The sequence below is a fragment of the Pseudomonas sp. NY15374 genome, from assembly GCF_048068255.1.
GTDB classification, from domain to species: Bacteria; Pseudomonadota; Gammaproteobacteria; order Pseudomonadales; family Pseudomonadaceae; genus Aquipseudomonas; species Aquipseudomonas machongensis.
Window position 1 is genome coordinate 34616 of record NZ_JBLUPZ010000008.1, and the last position, 26694, is coordinate 61309.

Annotated in this window: 25 protein-coding genes; 14 read left to right on the top strand and 11 right to left on the bottom strand. The window is 61.1% G+C overall.

Going from position 1 to position 26694, the window contains the following annotated elements; all coding sequences use genetic code 11:
• Window positions 1–26: 26 nt before the first annotated feature.
• Window positions 27–1355: an SDR family oxidoreductase gene (locus ACNFHO_RS17335; protein ID WP_416766932.1), complete on the bottom strand. Its 1329-nt coding sequence runs from the start codon at window positions 1353–1355 to the stop codon at window positions 27–29.
• 303 nt (window positions 1356–1658) lie between these two features.
• Here ACNFHO_RS17335 and ACNFHO_RS17340 point away from each other — a divergent pair, with 303 nt between their 5' ends.
• The 4 genes from ACNFHO_RS17340 (at window position 1659) to ACNFHO_RS17355 (ending at window position 3606) form a co-directional block, all read left to right on the top strand.
• Window positions 1659–1877 (top strand): hypothetical protein, encoded by a 219-nt coding sequence (locus tag ACNFHO_RS17340; protein ID WP_054893733.1) that lies wholly within the window; start codon window positions 1659–1661, stop codon window positions 1875–1877.
• Between the two features lie 150 nt (window positions 1878–2027).
• Window positions 2028–2741, top strand: coding sequence for a DUF72 domain-containing protein (locus ACNFHO_RS17345; RefSeq protein ID WP_416767048.1), 714 nt, complete (start codon window positions 2028–2030; stop codon window positions 2739–2741).
• A gap of 72 nt (window positions 2742–2813) precedes the next feature.
• Entirely contained in the window at window positions 2814–3038 is a 225-nt protein-coding gene (locus ACNFHO_RS17350) for a hypothetical protein (RefSeq protein ID WP_416766933.1), read from the top strand.
• Window positions 3039–3342: 304 nt separating this feature from the next.
• Window positions 3343–3606 (top strand): DUF2790 domain-containing protein, encoded by a 264-nt coding sequence (locus ACNFHO_RS17355; protein ID WP_153774677.1) that lies wholly within the window; start codon window positions 3343–3345, stop codon window positions 3604–3606.
• An 89-nt stretch (window positions 3607–3695) separates the two neighbouring features.
• Here ACNFHO_RS17355 and ACNFHO_RS17360 read toward each other — a convergent pair whose 3' ends face one another.
• The 4 genes from ACNFHO_RS17360 to ACNFHO_RS17375 all read right to left on the bottom strand — a co-directional run bounded on the left by ACNFHO_RS17360 (window position 3696) and on the right by ACNFHO_RS17375 (window position 7415).
• Window positions 3696–4355: a response regulator transcription factor gene (locus tag ACNFHO_RS17360; RefSeq protein ID WP_151924525.1), complete on the bottom strand. Its 660-nt coding sequence runs from the start codon at window positions 4353–4355 to the stop codon at window positions 3696–3698.
• Between the two features lie 25 nt (window positions 4356–4380).
• On the bottom strand, window positions 4381–4752 hold the full coding sequence (locus ACNFHO_RS17365) for a response regulator transcription factor (protein ID WP_112898110.1): 372 nt from the start codon (window positions 4750–4752) through the stop codon (window positions 4381–4383).
• Window positions 4749–5891, bottom strand: a complete 1143-nt coding sequence (locus ACNFHO_RS17370; RefSeq protein WP_416766934.1) for an ATP-binding protein — start codon at window positions 5889–5891, stop codon at window positions 4749–4751. The genes ACNFHO_RS17365 and ACNFHO_RS17370 overlap by 4 nt, the downstream gene beginning before the upstream one ends.
• A gap of 309 nt (window positions 5892–6200) precedes the next feature.
• A complete protein-coding gene (locus ACNFHO_RS17375; RefSeq protein ID WP_416766935.1) occupies window positions 6201–7415 on the bottom strand; it encodes a CynX/NimT family MFS transporter in 1215 nt (404 codons plus the stop codon).
• A 104-nt stretch (window positions 7416–7519) separates the two neighbouring features.
• Between ACNFHO_RS17375 and ACNFHO_RS17380 the strand changes: the two genes are divergently transcribed.
• Window positions 7520–8335, top strand: a complete 816-nt coding sequence (locus ACNFHO_RS17380) for an AraC family transcriptional regulator (protein ID WP_112899562.1) — start codon at window positions 7520–7522, stop codon at window positions 8333–8335.
• A gap of 8 nt (window positions 8336–8343) precedes the next feature.
• Here the strand turns inward: ACNFHO_RS17380 and ACNFHO_RS17385 are convergent, their stop codons facing one another.
• Window positions 8344–9681: a sensor histidine kinase gene (locus ACNFHO_RS17385; protein ID WP_416766936.1), complete on the bottom strand. Its 1338-nt coding sequence runs from the start codon at window positions 9679–9681 to the stop codon at window positions 8344–8346.
• A complete protein-coding gene (locus ACNFHO_RS17390) occupies window positions 9678–10418 on the bottom strand; it encodes a response regulator (RefSeq protein ID WP_054893741.1) in 741 nt (246 codons plus the stop codon). The genes ACNFHO_RS17385 and ACNFHO_RS17390 overlap by 4 nt, the downstream gene beginning before the upstream one ends.
• Before the next feature lie 408 nt (window positions 10419–10826).
• Between ACNFHO_RS17390 and ACNFHO_RS17395 the strand changes: the two genes are divergently transcribed.
• The gene (locus ACNFHO_RS17395) at window positions 10827–11576 is read left to right on the top strand and encodes a creatininase family protein (RefSeq protein WP_112898114.1); all 750 of its coding nucleotides are present in this window, start codon (window positions 10827–10829) and stop codon (window positions 11574–11576) included.
• Window positions 11577–11844: 268 nt separating this feature from the next.
• On the opposite strand, the gene ACNFHO_RS17400 is transcribed toward ACNFHO_RS17395, so the two are convergent.
• The 3 genes from ACNFHO_RS17400 to ACNFHO_RS17410 all read right to left on the bottom strand — a co-directional run bounded on the left by ACNFHO_RS17400 (window position 11845) and on the right by ACNFHO_RS17410 (window position 14961).
• Window positions 11845–12276, bottom strand: coding sequence for a RidA family protein (locus tag ACNFHO_RS17400; RefSeq protein WP_416767049.1), 432 nt, complete (start codon window positions 12274–12276; stop codon window positions 11845–11847).
• Between the two features lie 282 nt (window positions 12277–12558).
• Window positions 12559–13893, bottom strand: a complete 1335-nt coding sequence (locus ACNFHO_RS17405; protein ID WP_416766937.1) for an acetamidase/formamidase family protein — start codon at window positions 13891–13893, stop codon at window positions 12559–12561.
• 558 nt (window positions 13894–14451) lie between these two features.
• Window positions 14452–14961 carry a ferritin-like domain-containing protein gene (locus ACNFHO_RS17410; RefSeq protein WP_063544688.1) on the bottom strand — a complete coding sequence of 170 codons (510 nt, stop codon included), beginning with the start codon at window positions 14959–14961 and terminating at the stop codon, window positions 14452–14454.
• Window positions 14962–15483: 522 nt separating this feature from the next.
• Between ACNFHO_RS17410 and ACNFHO_RS17415 the strand changes: the two genes are divergently transcribed.
• Genes ACNFHO_RS17415 through ACNFHO_RS17425 form a run of 3 tightly spaced genes read left to right on the top strand, consistent with a single transcriptional unit; the run spans window position 15484 to window position 16764 of the window.
• Window positions 15484–15693: a hypothetical protein gene (locus ACNFHO_RS17415; RefSeq protein WP_416766938.1), complete on the top strand. Its 210-nt coding sequence runs from the start codon at window positions 15484–15486 to the stop codon at window positions 15691–15693.
• Window positions 15694–15714: 21 nt separating this feature from the next.
• Window positions 15715–15957 carry a hypothetical protein gene (locus tag ACNFHO_RS17420; protein WP_414155371.1) on the top strand — a complete coding sequence of 81 codons (243 nt, stop codon included), beginning with the start codon at window positions 15715–15717 and terminating at the stop codon, window positions 15955–15957.
• Window positions 15958–16011: 54 nt separating this feature from the next.
• Window positions 16012–16764, top strand: coding sequence for a gamma-glutamyl-gamma-aminobutyrate hydrolase family protein (locus ACNFHO_RS17425; RefSeq protein WP_416766939.1), 753 nt, complete (start codon window positions 16012–16014; stop codon window positions 16762–16764).
• A 546-nt stretch (window positions 16765–17310) separates the two neighbouring features.
• Here the strand turns inward: ACNFHO_RS17425 and ACNFHO_RS17430 are convergent.
• On the bottom strand, window positions 17311–18225 hold the full coding sequence (locus tag ACNFHO_RS17430; RefSeq protein WP_416766940.1) for a LysR family transcriptional regulator: 915 nt from the start codon (window positions 18223–18225) through the stop codon (window positions 17311–17313).
• Window positions 18226–18434: 209 nt separating this feature from the next.
• Here ACNFHO_RS17430 and ACNFHO_RS17435 point away from each other — a divergent pair, with 209 nt between their 5' ends.
• The 5 genes from ACNFHO_RS17435 (at window position 18435) to ACNFHO_RS17455 (ending at window position 26631) form a co-directional block, all read left to right on the top strand.
• A complete protein-coding gene (locus tag ACNFHO_RS17435; RefSeq protein ID WP_372820973.1) occupies window positions 18435–19457 on the top strand; it encodes a zinc-dependent alcohol dehydrogenase family protein in 1023 nt (340 codons plus the stop codon).
• Between the two features lie 474 nt (window positions 19458–19931).
• Window positions 19932–21272 (top strand): hypothetical protein, encoded by a 1341-nt coding sequence (locus ACNFHO_RS17440; RefSeq protein WP_416766941.1) that lies wholly within the window; start codon window positions 19932–19934, stop codon window positions 21270–21272.
• Window positions 21272–22642 (top strand): aminotransferase class I/II-fold pyridoxal phosphate-dependent enzyme, encoded by a 1371-nt coding sequence (locus ACNFHO_RS17445; protein ID WP_416766942.1) that lies wholly within the window; start codon window positions 21272–21274, stop codon window positions 22640–22642. Before ACNFHO_RS17440 ends, ACNFHO_RS17445 begins: the two co-directional genes overlap by 1 nt.
• A 78-nt stretch (window positions 22643–22720) precedes the next feature.
• Window positions 22721–24373, top strand: a complete 1653-nt coding sequence (locus ACNFHO_RS17450; RefSeq protein WP_416766943.1) for a VRR-NUC domain-containing protein — start codon at window positions 22721–22723, stop codon at window positions 24371–24373.
• On the top strand, window positions 24370–26631 hold the full coding sequence (locus ACNFHO_RS17455; protein ID WP_416766944.1) for an ATP-dependent DNA helicase: 2262 nt from the start codon (window positions 24370–24372) through the stop codon (window positions 26629–26631). The genes ACNFHO_RS17450 and ACNFHO_RS17455 overlap by 4 nt, the downstream gene beginning before the upstream one ends.
• The last annotated feature ends 63 nt before the right edge of the window (window positions 26632–26694 follow it).

Genomic DNA, 26694 nt, shown 5'->3' on the forward strand with positions numbered 1-26694 from the left:
CCGAATCTTTGCGTCATCAAGATCGTTCACCGGCGCCGACGTTGGGCATGGGTAATGACGAACCCGGCGAGGAACCCGATCACTGCGGCACTCAGCAGCAAAGGGGGTCTGGCCTTCGGGGTTCTCCATCCGCCTTCGATACTTCGCCGACCAATCGGCGGTTCAAAGAGGTTGCCTGAAGACTTCGCTGCGCCAGGGCTACGGTTCAATCCCCAGCGCGTGAGCCATCCCGACAGCGCCGGTAACCCGGGCATCAGATAGCTGGCCAAATGCGCGAGGCGGGCGCTTGCACCGACAGTGGTGTTGGCGTGAGGTGAAATAGCGCAGGCCACCATCGCCTTTGCCACGAGCTCTGGATCGTAGATGGGCCCTGGCGGTTTGAGCGCATGGCCTGTGTAGTTGCCGCCATCGCGGAAGCCAGGGGTATCCATTACGGCTGGGTAGATGTCACAGACGTGGATGTCGGGGAATTCAGTGAGCTCGCCCCTGAGTGCCTGAGTGAGCCCGCGCAAGCCGAATTTGCTGGCTGAGTAGGCTGCGGCATAGGGTTGTGCAACCCAGCTCCCTAGCGACAAGGTGTTTATCAGCGTACCGCTGCCCTGTTTCTTGAAGTAGGGGAGCGCTACGTAGGCCCCTCGAAGGTAACCCACCAAGTCGGTCTGGATGACCTGCTCATGGGCTTCGAGCGGCGTCTCCTCGAAACTGCCCACCGCACCCACGCCCGCGTTGTTTATCCAGATGTCTATTCGGCCATGACCAAACTCTGCAGCACGTTCCGCCAAGGCGAGTACCTGATCGCTCTGGGTCATGTCGGTCGTTACGGCGACAGCATCGGTGCCGCAATCGGTGCATTCATCCAGCGTTTCGAACAACGCCTGCTCATCTCGTGCGGCCAGAACCAGACGCGCGCCTTTGCAGGCAAAGGCATGGGCTGCGGCGCGGCCTATGCCACTGGACGCTCCGGTGATCACAACCACCTTGCCGCGCAGCGGGCCTCTGATCGGCGAGTGAGTCAACGGGGGCGGCTCATCGGCGGGTGAAATGGGCTCGCTTATCGGCGCCGTGAAGGTCTCACTGGCTTCGATGCGCGAGAGCTGGAGGGAGGTACCGTCCACAAGATTCAAGGTCAAGTCGCTGATGGTGCCGGCCACCCGCCCAGGGAAAATGGGCTCGCCTTCAGCATCGAGACTGTCGTAGATGAATCGGTCGCCTTCCAGCCATCCGATAGCCGTCAGAAGCTCTGGGCTGAGGTAATACTTGCCGTCTTGGAAAAAGCCTGGGAACTGATGGGCGCGTTCAAGGTTTTCAACGCTGTACCGTTCACCTGGCTTCATGCCTGTTGCTTGATCAATCATGGTGCAAGCTCCCTAAAACGTGGGGGGTATGCAGGGGAAGGCTGTTAGGCGGGCAAAGTTCAGAGCAACTGGTTCAGTGGTGGTGTGATGCAGGCATGGATGACGTGACAAACACTTCGAAGCTGGTTCCCTCGACAACCTGAGAGCATGGTGAAGGGACAGGCGCAGCACTTGGACCCCTGCGGTATGGCGCATTAAGCCGTGATGGCAACGCCAGTCGTCAATTGGGGTGAACGGAGGCAACGGAGTCAGGCTCAACCTGGAAGATTCGCTTCTCACTCCACCCGCCCTAGGACCTTCAAAATGCCCAGCTACCTGTACTTGATCAGCTATATCCTCGACAACCAGCCCGGTACTTGCGAGTTCCGCAGTGACCAGGAAGACCTGAGCCGCGAAGCTGCGCGCGAATACTTGCAGGGCCTGCACCGCAACGAGGCTTCTTCATTCACCGATGTGCAAGTGCAGCGTCTTGAGCATGACCACGAGCCCGGCACATCGCCAGGACACTACCAGCAACCCTGAGGGGTTGCCGGGATGAACGCGATAATCGAAATAAGCCAGGCAGAGCGCCGACTCGTCTCTGGCGCCTCTTGTTCGGCGCTTTGCGCTTATTGAACGACGACCTGCCTTGACGACTCCATTGCAGCAACACAGTGCATTTGGAATGCCATGATGATTCATCTGGGGTGCGCGGGCTGGAGCTTGTCCCGCCAGTACGCCGACGAGTTCCGGCTGCCGGGCAGCCACCTGCAGCGCTATGCCGCGCGGCTTGATGCCGTGGAGATCAACAGTTCGTTCTACCGTGCGCATCTACCTGCGACCTATGCCCGTTGGGCTTGCTCGGTTCCGGAACATTTTCGCTTCGCCGTCAAGCTGCCCAGGCTCATCACCCACGAGCTACACTTGGAAGGTTGCGAGGTTGCGCTTGATGCGTTTCTTGGCCAGTGCCGGCAATTGGGGGACCGTCTGGGTTGCCTGCTCGTTCAGTTGCCGCCGTCGCTCGCCCATGATGCCGGGCGCGACCGGCGTTTCTTTGAAGTCCTGCGCGAACACTATGCCGGGCCGGTCGCGGTCGAGCCCAGGCACGCCAGTTGGCAAGCGGCGCAATCGATGTTGGTCGACTTGCGTATTGCCCAGGTGGCGGCGAGCCCTTCACGCTTTGCTGCCGACGCACAACCCGCTGGCTGGCCTGGATTGGTCTACTGGCGCTTGCACGGCGAGCCGCGGATCTACCACAGCGAGTATTCCCAACAATACCTGCAACAGCTGGCTGAGCGGCTGCAGCGCAGTCACGCTGCAGGTGCAGATACCTGGTGCATCTTCGACAACACGGCCTCCAGCGCAGCACTGGGTAACGCACTGACGCTTGAGCGGTATCTGCGCTGATGCAAATCGGATCAAACTTTTTGGCTGCATCAGGGCTCTTCTGAGAACACATTAGACCGCGAGGAACAGCCCATGAAAGCTGACGATGGCAAGAACGGCGACAAAGTCCCACGGCCGCTCTCTTCTGAAGAAGCACAGCAAGGCGAGCGGGTGCAAGGCCCGGTGCTTGAGCGCCCGGACCAGGATACCGAGGCGGTGGACAAGGTCATTACGCCCACGTCCATCAAGGAACAGGAGGAAAAGACGCGCCAGATCGAAAAGCGTCTGGCCGAGGTCGACAGGAAAGCCCGCCTTTGAATATCCGCTCAGGTGACCGGGCGCTAAACCCGGTTAGCGCTTAGCGAGATTTTCCGCTACCTGGGGTTTGGGGTGACTGGACGCCCGCAGTCTGCTCGACAGATTCGTTTTTGGTTTAGATCGAGCAGTGTCAGCGGGTTTGTATCACAGCGTATTGGCAGGCGGCGTTGATACCTTGTGATCGATTAATCCGGGTTCGTGACACAGGCCAGGTACTTTGCCGGCTTTAAATGGGCTCTATCGAAGCGAAGCAGCAACGCCTCGGTTCAAACGAACAGCCCATTGAAGCCTGGAGAACCCGACCATGAACCGCAAAACCGTCTACGCCGCCTGCCTGTTCGCCGCACTGAATGTCTGCACCCTGGCTGCCCGCGCAGAAGCGGCCGACAACGTGCGCAACTACACCTACGGCACTCCGCTGGATATCAAGAAGGTGGTGTCGACCAGCCAGGATGATGCGCCGACCTGCGGACCGGTCAATGCCCGGCTGACCTACCTCGACTCGCACAATCAGACCCAAGTGATGAACTACCGTACCCTTTCCAGTAACTGCATCGGTGAAAACTGAAATCAACAACCGACTCGATCCGTCTACAGGAGCGCAGCCATGAATTGGTAAACCCGGAACCACCAACGCCTGCCACGCAGGCGCGGGGCTCACTGTTCGTCAGCAGTGGGCCCCGTCAGCTGTGACGCCATGCGCACCAGCTCAGCCACCGAACGTGCTTTCATCTTGCGGGTGACCTTGCCGCGGTGGGCCTTCACCGTGATTTCGCTGATGTCGAGGTCCGCGGCGATGACCTTGTTCATGCAGCCAGCCACCACCCGGTTCATGATCTCCCGCTCGCGAGGGGTCAATGACGCATGGCGCATGCGAAGGTCGTGCAGGTGCTCTTCGCGCTCCAGCGCGCTGCGGCTTTTTTCCAGCGCGGCGCTGATGGCCGCGAGCAGAATGTCAGCGTCGAACGGCTTGGTCAGGAACTCCAGCGCGCCGGCCTTCATGGCGCGAACCGTGCCTGGAATATCGCCGTAGCCGGTGATGAAAATGATCGGCATGGTCGGCTGCGCGCCGGTCAGGTTGGCCTGCAAGTCCAAGCCGTTCAGGCCCGGCAGATTGATATCCAGCACCAGGCAACTGGGCACGACCTCCCGGGGGTGAGCGAGAAAGGTCTGGGCACAGGCGAACAGCCGCGGCTGCCAGTCGGCGAAGCGGATCAGCGGTTCCAGCGACTCGCGCACGGAAATATCGTCGTCCACGACATACACCACAGGCGTTGCCGTGGCCGTCACGGGGGCTGTGAGGGGGCGGGCGAGCATCGGGTCAGCTCCTTGAAGTCCTTGATCAACCAACCGGCAACGCGGCACTCAGTGCCTTGAGCAGTTGTGCCTCGCTAAAAGGCTTGGCCAGGCAGTCGACCACGCCGGCGCCCTGCAGGCGCGGGTCCCGGCAAGCATCGGTGTTGGCGGTGACGAGGATCACCGGCATGGCATTGCCGCAGGCTTGCAGAGCCTGGAGCAGATCCGCGCCTGACATGCCGGGCATCAGCACATCCAGGATCAGGCAGCGGATCTGCTGCAGGCCAGACGCGCTCAGGAAAGACTGGGCCGAGGCGAATGCTTCTACCGCGAACCCGAACTCTCTAAGCAGGTCGGGCAGTGACTCGCGGACCGACTCGTCGTCATCGACCACTGCTACGAGCAAGGGCCCTTTCATCCGTTTACCTCCTTGGTGACACCGTCGGCTGTTGCTTCGCTGCTGGTTGTCGGCAGAGGAATGGCACAGTGAAAGGTTGCCCCCTGGCCATCATTGAGTGTGGCCCAGAGCTCCCCATTGTGGCGTTCGATGATCGAGCGGCTGATGGATAGGCCGATACCCATCCCGGATTCCTTGGTGGTGTAGAACGTCTCAAACATGCGTTCCATGGCCTGGCGGTCGAAACCGCTGCCGTTGTCGCGTACAGCCAGGTGCACGCCATGCTGGCCGTCCAGAACCGTGGTCACCAGCAGCTGCCGTGCGGTGCCGGCCGCTTTGCGCATGGCTTCGATGGCGTTGATGATCAGGTTGAGGATCACCTGCTGCAGCTGCACGCGGTCCCCCATGACCGCTGGCAGCCCCTTGGCAAACTGCACCTGTAGCGCAACGCCGTTGCGCCGTAGCTCGCCGAGCAGCAATGTGATGACTTCGTGCGCTGCCTCGTTTACATCGACTGCCTCGGTCATCACGCTTTGCCTGGCGAACAAAGCGCGCAGGCGCGTGATCACATCCGCAGCACGGTTGCCGTCACGAATGGTGCGCCGCGCGGTCTCCATCGCGCCATCGACGTTGGGTGGGGTGGCACCGAGCATGCGCAGGCAGGTGCTGGCGTTAGTGACAATGCCTGCCAGCGGCTGATTGACCTCATGGGCAATGGAGGCCGTGAGCGCGCCGAGGCTTGCTACCCGTGCCAGGTGGGCCATTTCCGATCGGACTTTGTCCAGCGCTTCTTCAGCCTGCTTGCGGTCTTCGATATCGGTGTTTTCGCCGTACCAGCACACCACTGCTCCGTCGTCATCACGTTGCGGCACGGCGCGGATCAGGAACCAGCGAAAGGCACCGTCGTGGCGTCTTAGCCGAGCTTCGTATTCACCTGGCGTGCCAGCCTGCATCAAGGCCACCCAGTACTGCTGCAGTCCTCCGGCGTCGTCCGGGTGCAGCGATGCGGTCCAGCCTTGGCCACGTGCCTGCTCTTGCGACATGCCGGTGTAATCGCACCAGCGCTGGTTAATGAAATTGACCTCGCCATTGGCGTCGGCGCTCCAGACGAAGCCGGGCACGGCATTGATTAGGTGGCTTAGGTCTGGTTCGTTGGGCATGACGATTCTCTGTGTTGCGGGCACCGCCGAGTGAGCGTGCACTGCGGCGGGAAATGTGCCGATAGATACCTAGGTGTCACTGCGCGACCGGTAGCAGCACCAGACCAGCAGGGACGCCAACAGCAGGCTGGCGGTGTACAGATTGAGCAGATGCTGTGATGTCCACTAGGCCTCGAGTAGCAAGCAGGCCACGCTGGGCGACAGAATTTCGCACAGTCGTCCGATGGCAAGTACCAGGTCGATGCCACTGCTTGCCAGCGCACAGAGTGGCGAGTTCCCAGAGTGAGGGCCGATGCCGGCGACTACCCGTTATGCCCTGTCAGCTTCTGTTAGCTGATTCAATCCTTCTGCGCCTGAGCGGGCCGGTTTGAGCGCCGTGGTCAGGCACAGCATCAAGACGAGCACGGCAAACAGCAGCTCGAACCCAAGGTCATGGTTGTCGGTGTAATCGCGCAGGGCGCCGAAGCAGATGGGTCCCAGTGCGGCGATCAGATAGCCGATGAACAGCATGAAAACGGTCCAGGCGCTGGCCTGCGCAGGTGTTTGCGCATGGTCCAGTGGCAGCGTCATGCCCACGGTGAAACCCATGCCCAGACCGGTAGCGACCAGCAGCACATACAGCGTCGGCGCTGCGGCAGGGGCGAAAGCCATGCCGGCAGCGCCGGCCAGGGCAAGCAAGGTCGACAGCGCCAGCACACCGCGACGGTCCTCGGGGTTACCGGGAACCACTCCGGCGACGATGCTCGCTACGGCAAACACCGCAGTGAACAGGCCGAGCAGAATGCCGGGAGGCAGGGATGTCAGCGCCCGTTCACTGGACGCCGGCGCCAGCCAGGCGAACAGCGCATAGACCACGAACTGACTGGCGCCGAAGTGCAGCGCTACCCGCCAGGCTTGCGGCTCGGTCCAGGGCAACCTGGTCGGCTGGTTGTCGAGCGGTGCGACTATCGGAGTGCTTACGCTCAAGCGCCTGCCCATCCACAGCCAGCTAAGCACCGCGCTCACGCACAGCATGCTCCAAATCCCGCTGCCTACGCGCCAGCTTTGCGCAAGCGCCGTAATGGGCGCGGTCAGGACTGCTGACAGGCTGGCCCCGACGCTCAGGCCGGCGGCGTAAATACCCATGAACAATGCCGGACGCTGGGGAAAGTGTGTTTTGATCCAGCCACCGATCAGCGCTCCGGCGATGGCGATGCCGACACTGACCAGGAAGGTGCTGAACAACAGCAGCATCGTGGTGCCGGCCAACGCTCGCAGCAGGCAAGCGGCGCCGAGCAGAACCAGTGCGGCAACCACGCAGCGATCGGTGCCGTGACGTCGGGCCAGGCTGGGCGCCAGCAAGGCCATGAGGCCCATGCACACGTCCGGGATGGCGGTTAGCAAGGCTGCCTGGGTGAAGCTCAGGCCGAAGTGCTGCTGGATCGGCAGCAGGATCGGGCCGATGGAGACGATCGCCGGGCGCAGTGCCAGGGAAAGCACCAGCAGACCGATGACGACCTTTAGATGATGTTTGTCGGATGCCATGTTGACGCGCCTTGTATCGGGTGGTTGCAAAGGATCGTAACGAGGCATTGGCGATGATAAGTGCCAAAATGTATCGGCCAAGTGACAACCTCAAAGGGTATGAGATGAACAAAGAAGCACGGGCGCGGGACGACACCGATGCGTTGTGTGGGCGTAGTGAGGACTATCGCGACTATCAGGACGTCGCGCTGCCGATGACGGCGCTCTTGCGCAACCAGCCCGCCGGCGCCTACAACGCACCGCATACCCACCGCCACGGCCAATTGCTCTACGCCACTCATGGTGTCATGCGCGTGGCGACGGACGACGGGCTATGGTTTTTGCCTCCCAGGCGCGCCCTGTGGATCCCGGCGGGCGTGGTGCATGACCAGCTGATGCTGGGTGCGGTCAGCATGCGCTCTATCTACATCCAGGCCGATCTCGCCGCCCGCTACGGTGAACGCTGCCGGGTGCTAGAGGTTTCCACGCTGTTGCGCGAGCTGATCCTTATCCTGGCCAGCCAACCCATCGAATATGAGCTGGAGGGGCGTAATGCCCACGTGGTCGCGCTGATCCTCAGTGAACTGGAGTCTGCCCGGACCTTGCCGCTGCAGATTCCCTGGCCGGCCGATCGACGCTTGTTGGTGATCTGTAATGCGATCCTTGAGGCACCAGGGCATGCCCGTACCATCGAATACTGGGCGGACAAGGTCGGAGCCAGCTCGCGCACGCTGATCCGTCTGTTCCTCAAACAGACCGGCATGACATTCCGCAGCTGGGTACAGCAGGTACGTTTGGCCAGCGCCCTGGACCGGCTCGACAATGGCGAGGCGATCAGCGTTGTTGCGAAGGCGCTCGGTTATTCCAGCGTCAGCGCGTTCAGCAGCATGTTCCGTCGGGTGATGGGTGATTCGCCCAGTGCGTTCATGGCTGCGCGCTGAAGACGGTGTCAGCTGTTGGTCAACGCTTTGACCTGCTCGGTAACGAGGGCAGGGAGGCTCAACTGAGCGCACAACCCACCGCCCTCACGGTTGCGCAACACCAGCGTGCCTTGCAGCGATATCGCCAGTTGCTGGGAGATGGCCAGGCCGAGCCCGGTTCCGCCTGTGTCGCGGTTGCGAGAGTTCTCCAGGCGATAGAAAGGCTTGAGCACTTCGGCCAGCAACTCGTTGGGAATGCCGGGGCCACGGTCAAGAATCTGGATGGTCAGGCTCCCAGCGCCGGGTCTCGTTACCGCGATCTCGACGTCTGAAGCATATTTCAGGGCGTTGTCCAGCAGATTCACCAGCAGCCGGCGCAGGGCATGGGGGCGGGTGTCGAGTACAGCCTCGCAAGCCATGTCCAGGTTGATGTGCTTGCCGGTGTCGAGGTAATCGAACACCAGGCTTTCCAGGAAAGCCTGCACATCGATGCGGCGGCTTACTTCGGTCGAGCTATCCATGCTGCGGGCGTAGGCCACGCCCTCTTGGACCAGATGCTGCATTTCACTCAGGTCGCTCCACAGCTTGTCTTTTTCGGGCGAATCGTCCATCAGCTCGGCGCGCAGCTTCATGCGCGTGATGGGCGTTTGCAGGTCATGTGAGATGGCCGCCAACAGTTGCATGCGCTCCTTCACATGGGCGGCAATGCGTGCCTGCAGGGTGTTGAAGGCGACAGCGGCGTAGGCGACCTCCACCGGGCCCGACTCATCCAGGCGCGTGCCGGCGCCGTTTGGGTCGAGGCTGTCGACGGCTTTGGACAGGTGCGTCAGCGGGCGAATGGCCGTGCGCACCGCCAGCCAAGTACAGCCCAGCAGCAGTAGCAACTGGCCGACCAGCACCAGCGGCAGCCAGGCTGAGAGCGGTGAAATTGAAGGTCGCACATCGATGGTCAAGGGGCTGCCGTCGTGCAAGCGCAAGTGGGCCTGATAGTGAGGGCGCAGGTCTTCCAGCTGGATGTAGTTCAAGGTGTACTCGCGGCCCAGGGTCGCCTCCATGGATCGCACGAATTCGGGCGACGACGCCATGTCCAGAGGCTTGCCGGGTAAGCCCTCATCCAGCTGGTAACGATAGTTGGGGTGTACGAAACGCGGCAGCCACGCCCGGCGCTCTTCGGCTGGAAGGCGTTCGAGCATGGCCACGGTGGTGGTCAGGTCCTGCTCCAGGTTGCCCAGCATCAGGGTCTTGGCGCTTTGGTAGCGCTCATAGAACTGCAGGCCGAAAGACAGACCATGAGCGATCACCAGGCTGACCAGGAAGATCAGCGACAGTCGGGAGGCCAGGGTGTGTGGCCAGCGCGTGGGCTTCATGCGGGTTCCCCCAGGATCTGCACAGCGTAGGAGAACACGTAGCCCTCGCTGCGCACGGTCTTCACATAGGCCGGGTCGCGGGCGTCGTCGCCCAGGCGCTGGCGCAGGCGGCTGACCAGCAGGTCGATCGAGCGGTCGAACAGGTCGGCGTCACGGCCTTGGGTCAGATTGAGCAACTGGTCGCGGCTCAGCACCCGCTGTGGGTGGTCGACGAACACCCGCAACAGGCGGTATTCCGCGCCGCTCAAGGCCACGACGGTGTCCTCGCTGTCGAGCAGGTGACGCGCCGTAGTGTCCAGCCGCCAGGCGCCAAACGCCAGCAACCGGTTGGCCTCGCTGACGATCAGATTGGGTGGCAGCATGCGCGTGCGACGCAGTATCGCGTTGATGCGCGCCAGCAGTTCGCGGGCGGCGAAAGGCTTGACCAAGTAATCGTCCGCGCCCATCTCAAGGCCGACGATGCGGTCGGCCTCTTCGTTGCGCGCGGTCAGCAGCAGCACTGGCGTAGCCTTGTGCTTGCCGGCACGCAGTTCGCGGCAGAGCACCAGGCCATCGTCGCCAGGCATCATGATGTCAAGCACGATAAAGTCGACACGGTTTGACTCCAGGAAGTTGCGCATCTGCCTGCCGTCGGCCATGACCGTGGCGCGCAGGCCGTTCTTGCGCAGGTAGTTGCCCACCAGCTCCCTGATCTCGCGATCGTCGTCTACGATCAGGATGTGATCCACGTGTTCCATCTGCGCTACCTTTTGTGTCTTGAACCTTGAGGCACGCACTTCTAGCGGTTGCTTGAGTGTTGCGCCATTACATCAAGGTGTCGGTGCAAGGCTCAGCGTCACGGTAATGTTGTCCCGTGTCGCCTTGGGGGAGGGGCAATTCTGGTTGGCCGCCTGCACCAGCAGGGCTGGGTGCGTGCGCTGTACAGAAATTTTTCGACATTCAGCATGGGTAATTCTCGTGATCCGTACTCTGGCCTCCAGCGTGAGGCGCCAGGCAGCGGACTGCCCGTTATTTGCTGTTAGCTGTTATTAGCCGCGGATTGCGGGAGCGGCATCGATACCTTCGTATGCTGTCGGGCCAGGTGTGAGGGTGCTATCACTGGGCAGGCGTAACCGGTCAACCACCTTTCCCAAGAGAAAACCAAGATGCTCCTACATCAATCGACCTGGGTTGAAACCGAACGATTCCTACAGCGCAGCCGAACCATCGTCATCCCGATCGGCTCCAACGAGCAGCATGGGCCGATGGGGCTGCTAGGTACCGACTGGATGTGCCCGGAAATCATCGCTTTTGAGGCGCAGAAGACGGCCGACATCCTTATCGCCCCGACCTTCAACATCGGCATGGCCCAGCACCATCTCGGTTTCCCCGGCACGATCTCGCTCAGACCATCGACCTTCATTGCCGCTATCACCGACTGGATCCGCTCGCTGGCGGTGCATGGTTTCGAGAAAATCCTCTTTCTCAACGGCCATGGCGGCAACGTGGCCTCGATCGAGGCGGCGTTTTCGGAAATCTACACCGAGGCCAGCTTTGCCGGCCGACCGGCAGGGTTTGCTTTGAAGCTGTGCAACTGGTGGGATCTGGACGGGGTGGAAGCGCTCGTCAAGGAACAGTTCCCGACCGGGCATGGCATCCATGCCACGCCGTCGGAAATTGCCGTGACCCAATGGGCATACCCAGCGTGTATCAAGACAGCCGACTATGCACCCCAGATCGCCAACTGGGGTCCCATCCGCGAGGCGCTGGATTTTCGCGCGCGCCACCCGGACGGGCGAATGGGGTCTGACCCAGGGCAGGCGTCGCCGGAAAAGGGCCGGCAGTTGGTGATGATGGCTGTTCAGGGGTTGGTGAAGGTCGTGGACCAGTTCACCAACGAACCCACGCCGGCGTGAAATGATCCCGTATCATTCTCCGGGGTCTTCGGTACTGGGCTGGCTGAACCAGGGGGCCAGACCCAGTGTGATGACCGCCATTACCAGGCTATCGACATTGTGCCCAACTCGGCAAAGAACGCCGCCGCGCTCCTGCTGAAGCTGATTAACCCATCGGCGCAGTGCCGACTCGAAGAAGCCTTTCGAACGGGCCGCTTCGGCATGGCTGTAGCCTTGACAGTTAGACAGCTAAAGCGGTGAAGGTCGAGCTCCTTGGCTCGGCCTTGGATTATTTATGTCGGCTTGCAACCGATGCGATCTCGACCTTCGCCCCTTTCGGCAGGCGTGTGATTCCAACAGTGACCCTGGCGGGATAGGCAGTTGAAAAATAGGTGCCATACACCTCGTTCATTTTGCCAAAATCTTCCAGGTCCGTGAGGTAGACGGTGGTGGACACGATGTCGCTCATCTTCAGCCCGTCGACTGCAAGAATGGATTTGATGTTTTCCAGTGATTGCCGAGTCTGTGATTCGATAGTGTCATCTATAGGCAGGCTTCCGGTCGCCGGGTCAATTGGCAGTTGCCCAGAAAGATAAAGCGTATCTCCAGCGCGAATCGCTTGTGAATAGGGCCCTATGGCGGCTGGCGCGTTTGTGGTTGTCACGACCGCATCGCCCGCAGGTGAAGTCGCAGCCGCTGAAAACTGGGAATGGAGTGCGATCAAGGCGAGAGCTGATATCCAGCCGGTGGGGATGCGTGCGGTCTTGAGTTTCGAGCGAATGATCATGTCAGCAAGCTCTGAATATCAGGGTAGGGCGCCAGCCAATTTCACTAGCGTATCCAGTTGGTTTCGATTTTGATCTGCCTGGCAAGTCTGTGTGTCACCGGGCCGATCAGACACGCTTGATGCCAAGGGGTAGGCCTTGGGGCGATACCGTCAACAGACGCTCCAGCAATGAATCGGTATCACCGGGCGCTAACGGCTCGGCCTCGGACTAGGCCATTACGCCAAATCGTATTTCTCACGCACCAGATGAGCGATGCCCATGCGTTCCAACACGCTCATGGGGCACAGAAAAGTCACGCGCACCGTACCGGGCAGGCGGCTGATGTCGATGGAGCCGGTGATGGTCGCGCGATTAAGTATTTCGTCATACGGCAGGCCAGTGACATTAGCGGCGCGCTGCAGGCCGTTTTCCACAGCCAGGTTGAGATTTTCGCCGCTGCCTATGAAGGTGATCGGACCGCTCTGCTCGATTTCCTGCTGGCCCCAGTGCTCGCTCAGCGCACGGACATCAGCGCGCTGACGGGCATTCATCGGCCGCGCCATCGGCGGCAGATCATCGATGTTTTGCAGGAGGATCGGACCTTCCAGCGTCAGGTTCTTCACCACCTCCACCACCACTTCGGTTTCCCCGGAGCAATCGGTGGCATGCCCAGCAATTTCACCGTTGCCCTGCTGGGCGTGCATGTCGCCCATGTACACCCCGGCGCCCGGCACTTTCACCGGGCAGATCAGCACACAACCCTCGCGGACCGAGTTGGTGTCCATGTGGCCATCGGTCTTGGCCGCGTGCAGCTCTTCTCTTGTCATACCGAAACGGTGCGGGGCGCTGATCAGGTACTGGCCGAAATCCGCGCAGTTATGGGAATCGGGCAAGTCTCGCGACGGCAGGGTGCCAATATTGCCGAGAAACGGCCGCATGTGCGCGGCGACACCAGGGATATCGGCGCGGGCTAGGGACAGGATCGAATGCTGGGCGGCGAATTTCGGCAGTGCTGACATTTCAGACGCCTTGCCGGCCAGTCGATTGGCGATGTCCTGATTGACCGTCAGGCTGACCTGATTCTGCGCATCGAACACGATAACGTAACCATGGCTGAAGCGGAACGCACTGACTTCGGCGCCGCAGTGGTTACAGCGAATCGAGTCTTCGCCTATGCCTTCGACATGGCTGGCCGGGTGTTCGGTGCCGCAATTGGCGCAGAACTTGGAAACGAACGGATCACCATTGTAGCGACCCTCGACGAACGACATGACCCCGGACGACGTGGCCAGGGAGGTGACGCGCATGGTTTTGATCTTGATCGCCACGGCATCGCCGATTTCAGCGCCGTCAATGGCCACCGGTTGCGTCACCTCATGGCCGCCCTCGAAAGCCGGAGTGATCATCGGTCCCCAGCAGCCCGGCGGCGTGCCGGTGATCAGGGTGCCGCCATCAGCCAGCGGGCCGAGCATAGCCAGGCTCGGCCCGATGATTCCATGGGTGTATTGATCGACCCGCAGGCGGTCGACCGGCGTGACATTGAGGGTGGAATCAGGAACAGGCGTTGTCATTGTGGTCCCCTTGGGAATCAGGAGCGAACGGCTGCCGGCTGAGGCAGCCCGAGAAGGGTCAAACAGCCTGCATAGTTCAGCGCAGCTTTGTATCTACCTTGTGTTCGGGGAAGCTGGGAAATTACGGGGACTGTATCGGAGGGCTGCGTGGATACATTGCGATACACGCAACAGAAGATCTCGTCGCGTCGGGCCGCGGTGCTTCTCTGCCGAATAAAACTTAATGCACGACCCTGCAACGGGAACACACACGGCTGTAAGAGCGAGCATGCTCGCTACAGGACTGCGGCTTGGCAGTGCCAGTCTTTGTATATTCAAGGAGTGCTGAACATGCTCGGAGCTTTTCTGCCCTTGGCCTCGCACCGGTAATAATCAAACGGGCGGTGATGCAGGCATTTAATTGGGAGCTTAATTATTTATGTTGCATTACCAGTGTGCAATTTTGCATGCCTTTTTAACTATGCTCAAGCCGGCGCCATATCCTCTTGAGCTTCTCATCTTCGGCCCTTAAATTGGTGTGTTGGGCCGCACGCAAGAGCATGCGGCCGTGAGCGCTGCTCACCGTTTCGCTTCCTCCCCGGGTGTAGCCGAGCGGCTAAGGAACGCTCGAGTTATTTCGGGTAGGTGCTCCCTTAACCAGTCAGCCATGGCGATCTCTTCTTTCAAAATCGACCGGCAGGCTTCTGCGGTCAGCTCATCACCGGAGAAGTTAGCCGCTTCAATAAGCACGGTGTAAGAAGCGATCTCCAGATTTTCAAATACGTAACCGGACATCGCGCCCTTGACCACTTCATCGCTCATCGTCATGCCGCCCACAGCCTGTCCAAACGCCATAAGCTTTCCTGCCAGATCTTTCAGGGTTGAGGTGCTTCCTCCCAACCGTTCAATGCACTCAACTAGCAATCGCTGTTGCCCCTCGGTTTCGGTGATGTGCTGAACAATACGCTCGCGCAATTTTGGGTAATGCTCCAGCCGTTCCGCTTGTGCTTTAAGCATTTTTTCCGCTTGCTGTTCCATTGCGTGGGCGTCGCGCAACCAATCAAGAAGGTTCTCGGTAGGCTGAGTCATGATAGTTCTCCGTTATGCCAGAGTAATTGAGAATTTCTGTCGCCAGCACGTGTTCAAGTGGCCTGACGAATGGTTTGGCGCGCAAACTATTTGGGTGGGCTTATTTGCGTAGCCGATCTGAACTTTCTCGCGTGTTCCGTTCGTTTTTGATTGCGCTTTGCACCCAATTCTTTCTTCAACACGCCTATCCACCAATAAGTATTTCAATATGTCGGGTGGACCAGACGGCGGGCCCCTTGGAATTAAGGGGAGGCGTGGGAGTACGTCGAAAATCCGTTGATGGTGGTGACGGCCCTGCTTCGGTAGAGCTGTCAGCTCCCGATCGCTCGTACTTGAAGCCATGAAGCTGCGGACCGAGTCGCCGTTGGTGGCTGAAAGCCATAGCTCTAATGAACCACGCACGTACGGCCCGTGGAACCGTTGCGGATACGCCAATCGTCAATCGGGGTGAACGGATGCCACTGCGTCAGGCTCAACCCAGTAGATCGCGTCTCACTCTATCTCTGCCGTGGGATCCTCAAAATGGCCAAATACCTGTACTTGATCAGCTACATCTTCGATAGCCAACCCGACACCTGCGAGTTTCGCAGTCAGCAGGCGGGCCTTACTCGCGAGGCTGCGCGCGAGTATTTGCAGGGTTTGCATCGTAACGAAGCGTCATCGTTCACCGATGTGCAAGTTCAGCGTGTCGTGCATGACCACAAGCCCGGCACATCGCCAGGACACTACTAGCAACCCTGACGGGTTATCAGCATGAACGCGATCAGCGGACAGATAGACCAGGAAGAGCGCCGACTCGTTGCGATCAATAGGTGGTTTCTGCGTTACGACGACGTGGAGCAAAGACGTGATTGCCCCAGCACCCATCATGAAGAACTGCTGCGTCAAGCCGACGAAATGGACCGCCTTGGATTGGTGGACTGGCGCGAATGGCGAGACCTGCGCAAGCTCGCAGACAGGGCCTTTCTCAAAGCAATTGCCGGTGCTGATTACTAGAGGGCAGCCATGCGCACCGGCTGCACCGACAGGAGACATGACTAGGGGGAGAAGATGTCACGGCTGCCAATAATCGGGGTGACGGCCTGTAGTTATAAGGTCGGCCCGCATGCAGTGCAATTGAATGACGACAAGAATGCCCGGGCAGTAGCCACTGCTGCCAATGGATTACCGTTGATTTTGCCGATGTTTCCAGAGTTGCTGAACATCGCAGACATAATCGATGGACTGGATGGGCTGTTCTTCACCGGCTCACCGTCCAATATCGAGCCTCATCATTACGATGGCCCCCCGAGCCCGCCTGGTACTAAAAAAGATGCTGCTCGTGATCACCTCACGCTACCGCTTTGGCGTGCTGCAGTAAAAGAAGGACTGCCAGTGCTAGGCGTGTGTCGGGGTTTTCAGGAGATGAATGTGGCGTTCGGCGGCACGCTCGTTCAGCAGCTCCATCAACCAGGGGTAGAGCATGAGCCCCCAAGCAACGAACCTATTGAAGACCAGTACGCGCCCGCTCACAGGCTCACGGTACGATCAGGTGGGGTGTTACACGGGTTGGGGTTTCCCGAGGTGATCGAAGTCAACTCGGTACATGGGCAAGGTATAGAACGGGTCGGTGAAGGTTTGCGTATTGAGGCTGTGGCAATGGATGGCCTCGTCGAAGCGTTGTCGGTGGAAGACAGTCGCTCATTCGCCCTTGGGGTCCAATGGCATCCGGAGTGGCAGGTGATGTTCTATCCGCAATATCGCGCGATTTTCGAGGCGTTTGGAGCCGCTTGCCGAGCTCGAGCTGCGCAACGGCTCAGGTAGTCTCCATCTGATCGGTCTTTAATCTGGACGGGCATTTTGCAATGCCAGCAACGCTGGGAGGAGATCCTCTACTGGGGGCTTCAGCATCTGCCTCTGCCCCCCACTTTCATCAGACTGCAGCACTTGGCCGACTAGGGGACGGTTAGCGCGCCAGCGCAACCCATGCCGCGGCAATCAAGCGTTATCCGCCCGTCGGAGGGGACGCGGATATGCAAAACCATTGATGATTGCGTTCGTCAGAACAGTTGTAGAGTTGGTTCGACTCTCCACATCAGGTCTTCGGCCCGCCTCGCTGCGGGCCTTTTTTTCGGCTTCAGAAGGCCATAGCCTGGCGGCTCGCGGCACGTCAACCAACGGGCGGCATCGAAGCCGATCAATGCCCGCCCTGGCTTGGGTAGAACTCCTGGCCCCGCTAGTGATACTTACGCATGGCCTCAATGGCTTGTTTGGTGAGTGGTTCTGTCACCTCTCTGCACGAGTACATCACCAGATGTTCTTGGCAACGGCCCAGAAGAGCACGAAGCGCATGCGCGGTGACATTGTCCTCTAGAGGCTGTCAGGATCCCCGAAGAACATCTGTATCCGCGACCGCAACCACCGCTCCGCCGGGTCGTTGTCCTGCGCTCCGCGCCAAGCCATGTGCAGTTCGAAGGTACGCACATCCAATGGCAGGTCTTCGGCGCGCAGGCCGCCGGTGGCGGTGAGGGTTTCTGCTGCATAGTCCGGTACCGTGGCGATGATGTCGGTGCCGGCGAGCAGGGTGCCGAGGCCGTTGAACTGCGGCACGGCCAGCACCACATGACGCTTGCGACCGATTTCCTCGAGGGTTTCGTCGATGAAGCCGGAGAGGTCGCCGGCGAACGAGACCAGTGCATGCGGACGGGCGCAGAAGTCGTCGAGGGTGATGTTGCCCGGTACGCTGTCGGCGCGCAGCAGTTTCGGCTTGCTGCGCCGCAGCACCTTGCGCTTGGCGTTGGCCGGGAGGTCGGCGGTATAGCTCACACCCACCGAAATCTCCCCAGAGGCGAGCAGCGTCGGCATCAGCAAATAGTTGACCCGCCGTACCACCAGGACGATGCCCGGCGCTTCGGCGCGGATGCGCTTGAGCAACTGCGGCAGCAAGGCGAACTCGGCGTCGTCCGACAGACCGATGCGAAAGACCGAGGTGCTGGTGGCTGGGTCGAAGTCAGCGGCGCGGCTGACGGCGGTGGAGATCGAATCCAGGGCCGGGGAGAGCAGGGCGAAGATCTCGTGGGCGCGAGCCGAGGGCTCCATGCTGCGCCCGGTACGGACGAACAGTGGATCGTCGAACAGGTTTCGCAGACGTGACAGTGCCGCACTGATCGCCGGCTGGCCGAGAAACAGTTTTTCGGCTGCACGGGTTACGCTGCGCTCATGCATGAGCGTCTCGAACACGATCAGCAGGTTGAGGTCTACGCGGCGCAGGTCGTTACGATTCATCGGTGCGTTTCGCCTTGCTCAGGTGGGTCGGGGTGAATATTAAGGCCAAAGGCTGTTACCCTGCACGGGTTTACGGGGGCCAATGCAGCGATTTGCCCGTAGCCCAATCAATGACAGGCATGTCGACTATTAACGGCCACTGATGGTCTAACGTGCAAAGCCCGGATAAAGTCCGTGGTAATACGAGGTTCACAAAGGCGAGGTATGCGATGTCCCGCATGATCCGTTTCCACAAGTTCGGCCCGGCCGATGTGCTCCGTTGCGAGGAGCAGGCCGAGCCGTCTCCCGCAGCGGGCGAGGTGCAAGTGCGCGTCGAGGCCATCGGCCTGAGCTGGTATGACGTGCTCTGGCGCCAGAACCTGGCACCGTCGCAGGCGCGCCTGCCGGCAGGGATCGGTCACGAAATGGCCGGGGTGGTCACGCAGGTCGGGGAGGGTGTCGACGATATCGTCGTGGGCGACCGTGTCGCCAGTTTCCCGGCGACCAGCCCCAATGAGCATCCGGTCTATGGTGATGTGATCGTGCTCCCCCGCACGGCCATTACCCGCTATCCCGAGCACCTCACCCCGGTCGAGGCCAGCGTGCATTACACACCGCTGCTGATTGCCTACTTCGCCTACGTCGACCTGGCGCGGGCCAAGGCTGGTCAGACGGCGCTGGTTACCGATGCCAGCCATTGCGCAGGGCCCGCCTTCGTGCAGTTGGGCAAGGCCTTGGGCCTGAAGGTGTTCGCCGCCACCAAGGAGCCGGAGCAGCGTGAATACCTGCTGGGCCTGGGGGCTGACAAGGTGATCGTCACCGAGGAGCAGGACCTGCTGATGCAGGTCGGCAAATACACCGATGGCCGCGGCGTGGACATGGTCCTGGACGGCATGGGTGGGCCGCAGATGTCGCTGCTCGGCGATGTGCTTGCGCCGCGTGGCAGCCTGGTGCTGTACGGCCTGCAGGGTGGTAACCAGACGCCATTCCCGGCTTGTGCGGCATTCCAGAAGAACATCCAGTTCTACGTGCACTGCATTGGCAACTTCACCGGCAAGCCGGAGCTGGGTATTGCCCAGGACCAGGTCGCGCTGCAGCGGGCGTTGCGAGACATCAACCAGTTCACCGCCGACAAGCTGCTGACGCCACAGATCATCAAGGTCTACCCGTTCGAGCAGGTTGTCGAGGCCCATCGCCTGATGGATGAATGCCCATGTGGTGGGCGGATTGTGCTGGACATGGGATCTGCGTGATTCCAGCGCGTCGAGTTGCATGAAAAACCGGGCTTAGGCCCGGTTTTTTTCTGATATTTCCTACAAAAAATTAATAACTATCCGACGTAATAACACTGCCGCGGCAACGACGGTTAATTGCCACTGCGGCCATGATTCCATGCTTGGGTTTTTCTTTATTGTCTGTAGATCAATGCTGCTCTACTGAATGGTTTTTTTACCAGGATCTGTATCTTTTATTCAGTCGACAACCCTCGATAATGGCGCTGTGATACTTGGCGCGGCTCGGCGGAATCAAGTACGTGGCCACTGCTGGTGAGGCACAGGGCGCATGCAGGGGCATGGTAAATGCCTTTGCTTCCAATGAATGCCGGCCTGTTGTTGCTTAGAAATCTCCTAATGGTTTGTGGGAAAGTTCTTTGAAGTGAATCGCTACTTGTTTCTTATGTCGGTTAATGCCGGCTTTCTTTGTGCTCAAGGAATGGAGTGGGCTATATGAGTAATATCCATGAGCAGGCCATGCACTACATATATCAGCAGGTTCTGGATCGTCTGCTGGAGCATATGTCCCAGGCGCAACGGGCCTGCGTGCAATTGCTGATCCAGCGTCTGCTGGTGGCGGCAGGTGGCGTGGAGTACATCGGGGACTTTCGCGTGCTGGTCATACACGGGCATGACCGATGTAACACACGCCTGCTGGCATTTTTACGTGCTGCGCAACTGAGCATCGCGCTGCGAGCGCCCGATACCTTTCGCCTGCAAGTAGTGGTCGCGTGCCAGCCCGCACCGGGGGCAGCAGTGCTTCGCGGCCTGGAGAGCACCTTCAATGCACTGTTTCTGCAGGATGACCCCCGTGTGGAGTTACTGCTGGCTGGCGGCCAACAACTGCAGCCTTTCAGCCGCCACGCCGCGACAGTTGCCGGCACACCGCTGGGGCGCGAGGCGCTGCTGACGTTCGGTCATCTTGCTGCCGGGTGCCCGGAATCCTTGCTAGGCAGCCGTTTGTACCTTGAACTGGCCGAGACGCTGCGCTGCGTCCTGTCCCAAGGGACGCTCCCCAGCGCGCTGGTCACGGCGATCCCGGTGCGGCAGCGGCGTCGGTACCTGGCGTGGAGTCGCACGCTCATGCGCCTGACCGGCGAGCGCGGAAGCCATGCCATACACCAGTGCGCAGCGGTGTTGTGCGAAACGCTTGGGCGCCTGCGAACGCTGGCTGCCAAGCCGACGGAGCATACCGAGGCAAGAGTTCCGTCATGCCAGTGCGAGGCAACCTTGCGAGTGATCGCGGTCGATGATCTGATCAACGACAGTCGAGCGGACGACACGTTGTTTCACATGCTGGGTATCGAGTTGCCTGTGTCGGCTTGTGAAGAGCCGCTGGGCGTGTTTTTCGACCCGATGTACCTGACACACCTGCAGCGGCTGCGTGATCAATGGCAGTTGGGCAAGTGCGACGCCGTCCGTTCGGGGGAGGGCAGGCATCTGTTTCAGGAGGCCTTTGCGATCGACGACAACCAGTTGACCTGTCTGTTGTACGCCCCGTTCGCCGAGCAAGGCCGTGGATTGCCGGCATTCCTGCAGCGTTGCCACCCGGCCATGCGTGTCGCACTGCCCTATCTGCACCGCGCGCTTCAGGGGCAACCCTGCCCGGAAGCCGTGGTCCATTGGCTGATTGGCACCAGCGGGCTGAGCCTGGCACAGCTGCGGGTCATTTATTCGGGTGAGCTGCCGCAGACGGCATCTCGCCTGATGGCAAAGCTGACACGGCGCGATGTGCGGTTGCGATTGCTGGGGCGCCCCTCGCCCCGGGCCGAGATGGCGCAGGCCGCCAGTTGATGGGGCGTTCCGTGCGGCGCGAGTTCGCCTATCAAACGGTCTATCGCTACCTCGAAACGCTGATCAGCCATGCGTGCGAGGGAGGGGACCCGCGCTTGCCATCGCTGCGTGACCTGGCCCGGCGCCTGCGGGTTTCCCTGGCCACGGTGCAGTACGCCTACAGCCTCTTGGAGCGCGAGGGACGGGTACATTCGGTGCCCAAGTCCGGATATTTTGCACTGGTGCCGGTCGATGGACGTGCCAGTGCGCCGAGGGCAATTGCCAGATCTGGCCAGTGCGCACCGTTCATTCTCCCGCCATTGCCATGTGGGGCGCTCGAGCCGCTGTTGCTGGCGCATGAGCGGCGTCTGGCGCGTCAATCCGCGACGACGCAGTCCGGCAACGCGCTGTTACGCAGTGCGCTGGCGGCCCGCCATACCCGTTCTTCCAGGCAGTTCTGGCGGGCTGAGGACGTGCATCTGGCGACGGATGTCCAGGCGCTGCTGCAGACATTGCTGCTTGCACTGGACTTGCAGGGGGGCACGGTGCTGGTGGCGACGCCCTGTTGCTGGCAGCAGCTGCAGGTCCTGCAACAGCTGGGAGTGCGGGTTATCGAGTGGCCGTTGGATAACCAGGGGGGGCTGGACCTGGGTACCTTGGCGCAGTTGTTCAAGCGCGAAACCGTGCGCCTGCTGCTCATGCCGTCGTGTCTGGCGACACCTCCCGGACGCCTGATGTCGCTGGAGGAACAGCGTGAAGTGGCGCGTCTGCTCGCGGGATATCCGGCATGGCTGCTGGAAAATGACCTGGATAGCGAGCAGTGTTTTGCCGCGCCACCTGCGACACGCCTGCGCGATTGGGTCGATCCGCACTGGCTGCTGGTCATGGGTTCGCTGGAAGGAATGATCGGTGCCGAAGCGCCCTATGCCTATGTGCTGAGTCGGCATCCAGCAGTGTGTGAGGCTTTCGTGCGCCGCAGCTTTGTGTTGCCCCCTCGGCGCCAACAGGCTGTGGCCTGTCTGCTGACCCGAGGCGATGTGGACAGCCATCTGCAGCAAATGCGCGACCGGCTGCAGTTGCGCATGGCGATTTTATGCCACGCCGTCGAACAGCATCTGGGCAGCCTGTTGGCGTTCAGTGTGCCTGAAGGCGGACGCGTGCTCTGGTGTCGCCTGGACTTGGCAGTGGATGTGCGTCAGTTGTTGGAGGCCTCGAGTACCCCGGCGCTGCTGGCGGCGCCTGGAAATCTGTTCAGTTTGCAAGAGAGTTACGATCGCCACCTGCTGCTGGCCTGGCAGGGGGACGATGCAGGCGAGCTGGAGGATGCACTCGGGGAACTCGGACAGCGGTTGCAGTGCTTGCGTGCCAACGCAAAGGACAGGTCGGACTGACCGTCGATCCGGCGCGCTTGCCAGGCGGCTGTATCTGTATGTATAACCAGTGCTCATGCCAGCCTGCGACGCCATGCCGTGATTGCCCATTCCGTCGAAGATCCGCTCTATTACCTGCATAACTTCCGCCAGGTACTGAGGTGGGTCGAACACCGATACGCCGATATCCTTGACTCGCACGAGCAAGACTTTCTCCGAGTCTTCAGCGGGCTAGCCCAGCCGACGCAGGCACTGCTGGTGCGTATGGTCATGCGCAAAGGCGAGCTGTTTCGCGGCGACCGGCTCGAGTATGCCGAGATCGGCGACACGGACGCGGCCTTGCAGCCTTTGCTCACCCTGGGATGGGTCTGCCCGAGGCCGGTACTGGGTCTGGAACAGCTGTTCGCCTTGTTGCGCCGGGACGAACTGCTCACCTGTTTTGCCGATCACCTGGCCCATCCTCGCGCGACCAAGACCCAGTTGCTGGCCACGCTGCGGCCATTGGATCTGCCGGGCAGGCCTCTTTCTGCCTGGTTCGCGCAGGCGCCGGTGCAGATCCTGCAATGGCGCCTGCAACCCCTGTGCGACCGCCTGCGCCTGTTGTTCTTTGGCAATCTTTATCAGGATTGGTCGGAGTTCGTACTGGCCGACCTGGGCGTGCTGCGCTACGAGCAGGTGAACTTCAGTGCGGATTCACGCGCCTTGCGCCAGCGCGATGAGGTCGATCTGGCGATGACCTTGCATGCTTGCGTCGAGCGTCTGGAGCAGGGAGAGGCGCCGAGTACGTTGCTGCAGGCACTGGAACGGGTCGACAGCACCAACCCCTGGCTGGCCCGGCGTCGTGCACGTCTGCTGTTTGCAATTGGCCAGCGCTGCGAGCGGCTTGGGCAGTGGGACCTGGCCTTGAGCGTCTACGATGGGCTCGACCACCCCGAGGCGCGCATTCGTCAGGTGCGCGTGCTCGAGCGCAGCGAGCAGTGGCAGAGGGCGCAGGCACTGGCGTCACACATGGCCCAGACGGTGGCCAATCCGCTCGAGAGCCAGGCGTTGGCGCGCATGCTGCCGCGCCTTGCACGCAAGCTCGGAGGGCCGCCCCGACGCCGCCCGTCGCCTGCCGCGCAAACGCTCATCGAACTGGAGTTGCCCGTGGAAATGGCCGAACGGGGTGTGGAGGAGGCGGTGCGCTTGCACTTGGCGCACGCTGACGGCGAGGTCCACTATGTCGAGAATACCTTGTTCAACAGCCTGTTCGGCCTCCTGTGCTGGGAGGCGATTTTCGCGCCACTGCCCGGCGCTTTCTTTCACCCTTATCAGGCGGCGCCGCAGGATTTGCACGACAGTGATTTCCTGACGCGCCGCGCCGCGCTGTTCGAAACCTGTCTGGGGCGGCTCGACGATGGCAGCTACCGACAGGCGATACGCGAATGTTTTGCCACCAAGCACGGCCTGCAGTCACCGTTCGTGTTCTGGCAGGTACTGAACGAGGTGCTGCTCGAACAGGCCTTGGCCTGCATTCCTGCCGAGCATCTGAAGCGGTGTTTCCAGCGCCTGCTGCAGGATATTCGCAACAACCGCGCAGGCATGCCCGACCTCGTCCAGTTCTGGCCGGGGCAAGGGCGCTACCGCATGATCGAGGTCAAGGGGCCGGGTGATCGCCTGCAGGATAACCAGTTGCGCTGGCTGGACTTCTGTCGTGAGCACGGCATGCCGGTCGCGGTATGTCATGTGCGGTGGTGCGAGGTTGCGCCGTGAGTCTGAGTGTGGCGGTGCGTGCGCTGTGTGAGTTTGCTGCCAAGGTCGGCGACCTGGACTTGCGCTTTACGCCGTCGCCCACCGCCCAGCAGGGCATCGATGGCCATCGGCGGGTCGTTGCCCGACGCGGGCCTGGCTACGAGGCGGAGGTATCGCTGGAGGGCGAGTACCAGGGATTGCGGGTGCGTGGACGAGCCGATGGCTACGACCCGCTGCGTAATCGTGTGGAAGAGATCAAGACTCACCGTGGCAGTCTCGACCGCCAGCCGGACAACCACCGGCAATTGCACTGGGCGCAGGCCCGGGTTTACGCCTGGCTATTGTGCCAGTCGCGTGGGCTGGAGCGGATCGAGGTCACGCTGGTTTACCTGGATGTCGACAGCGACCGGCAGACCTTGTTCAGCGAACCGCATAATGCCGCACAGTTGCAGCAGTTCTTCGAGGCCTTGTGCCAGCGCTTTCTTGGCTGGGCACAGGCCCAGGCCGCACGGCTGCGCCTGCGGGACAACGACCTGCAGGGGCTGGCGTTCCCTTACCCACAGTTTCGCCAGGGCCAGCGCCAACTGGCAGAAACCCTGTACAAGGCGGTGGCCACCGGTCGCTGCCTGATGGCCCAGGCCAGCACCGGTATTGGCAAAACGCTCGGCACCCTGTTCCCGCTGCTCAAGGCCATGGCCCCGCAGCAACTGGACAAGCTGTTCTTCCTTACCGCCAAGACACCAGGCCGGGCGTTGGCGCTCGATGCACTGCGTCAGATCACCGACACCACCGCACAGCCCAGCCTGCGAGCGCTGGAGTTGATCGCTCGGGACAAAGCCTGCGAATACCCGGGCAGTGCCTGTCATGGCGAGTCCTGCCCGCTGGCCAAGGGGTTCTACGATCGGCTGCCAGCGGCTCGCGAAGCGGCCTCTCAGGTGGTGTTGCTCGACCGGGCCGGGTTGCGCGAGGTCGCGCTGGCACACCAGGTCTGCCCGTACTACCTGGGGCAGGAGATGGCGCGCTGGGTCGATCTGGTGGTCGCTGACTACAACTATTACTTCGACGCCCATGCGCTGCTGTTCGGCCTGGCCCAGCTCAACCAGTGGCGAGTCGCCGTGTTGGTGGACGAGGCGCATAACCTGGTGGAACGCGGCCGCGCCATGTACAGCGCCAGCCTCGACCAAGGGCAACTGCTGGCCTTGCGCAAGACCAAGCCGGCGGGCTTGAACGGTGCACTGGATCGTCTCAATCGCCAGTGGAATGCGCTGTACAAGGCTCAGGTGGCACCGTACCAGGCGAGTGAGCAACTGCCCGAGGCGTTCCTGCGGGCGTTGCAACAGTGCATCGGCCTGATTCAGGAGGGCATGGAGCAGGCGCCTGCGCACATCGAGCCGCAGGTTCTGCAGTTCTACTTCCAGGCTCTGCAGTTCAGCCGTGTGGCCGAGCTGTTCGATGAGCATTTCCTGTTCGATATCAGCCTGCGCAACGGCCCGCGCAGCCGTCGTCTGGCGACGCTGACGCTGCGTAACGTGGTGCCCGCGCGCCTGCTCGGCCCACGCATGGCTGCGGCGCGCAGTGTCACGCTGTTTTCGGCGACGCTGGGGCCACGACGGTTCTACGCCGACTTGCTGGGCATGCCGGCAGATACCGCCTGGCTGGATGTGGCCGCGCCATTTCGTGCCGAGCAGCTGCAGGTGCGTATCGTCAGTGAGGTCTCGACCCGTTTTCAGCAGCGCAAAGCGTCCCTGGCGCCGATCGTCGGGCTGATCGGCGAGCAGTACCAGCGTCAGCCGGGCAACTACCTGGCGTTCTTCAGCAGCTTCGAATACCTGGAGCAGGTGATGGCCCTGTTTGCCGAACGCTATCCCGAAGTGCCGTACTGGCGGCAGGCGCCGGGCATGGACGAGGCCGCACGCGAGGGATTCCTGGCGCGTTTCGTGGCGGATGGGCGAGGGATAGGCTTCGCCGTGCTGGGTGGGGCCTTCGCTGAAGGGGTAGACCTGCCAGGCACCCGGCTGATTGGTGCTTTTGTCGCCACCCTGGGGTTGCCTCAGGTCAATCCGGTCAACGAACAGTTCAAGCAACGTCTGGCCCGGCAGTTTGGCAGCGGGTTCGACTACGCGTACCTGTACCCTGGCGTGCGCAAGGTGATCCAGGCAGCCGGTCGGGTCATTCGCGGCGACCAGGACCGTGGCGTGCTGTTCCTGATCGATGAGCGTTTCAAGGAGCCGCGGGTGCAACAGATGTTTCCCATCTGGTGGCAGACCGCTATCAACTGAGCCAGCCCCATCGCGCGCCGTTGCAACTCCCAGTACACTGCGCGTTCCAACATCTACATCCGT